The organism is Gordonia sp. N1V (assembly GCF_029269935.1).
Taxonomy (GTDB): Bacteria; Actinomycetota; Actinomycetes; order Mycobacteriales; family Mycobacteriaceae; genus Gordonia; species Gordonia polyisoprenivorans.
This window is the reverse complement of the sequence record NZ_JARJDD010000128.1, coordinates 1-334: the sequence shown is the minus strand read 5'-3', so window position 1 is coordinate 334 and position 334 is coordinate 1. Positions and strand designations below refer to the sequence as shown.

Below are 334 nucleotides of genomic sequence, written 5' to 3'. Positions count from 1 at the left end.
AAGCCACCGCGAAACTGCTGTCGTGTGATACCACGATCACCAAGATCATGCTCGACCCCAACGGTGTACCGCTCAGTGTTGGCGAGGCGAAACGCTTCTTCACCCCCGGGCATTCGGATCGGCAACGCCGCCGCCAGATCCGCATCGGCCGGCAAGACGCGCAGAAGATGAGTGGGTTGTCGGGGCAGATGACCCCGACCTTGACCGCGCACCTCGAAGCGGCTCCCGCCAGCCTCACACTGGCCATCAAGATGTCCGGGAAACGGGGTCAACCCCATTTGCGGATTTTGGGGGCGCGGGTGTTGGCGCACCTCGACCCCGACGGCCAACTGAC

General features: G+C 63.8%; 1 pseudogene. It reads left to right on the top strand.

The features are described from left to right. Nucleotides 1-334 (top strand): annotated as a pseudogene (locus P3L18_RS28415) (hypothetical protein); the annotation flags it as partial.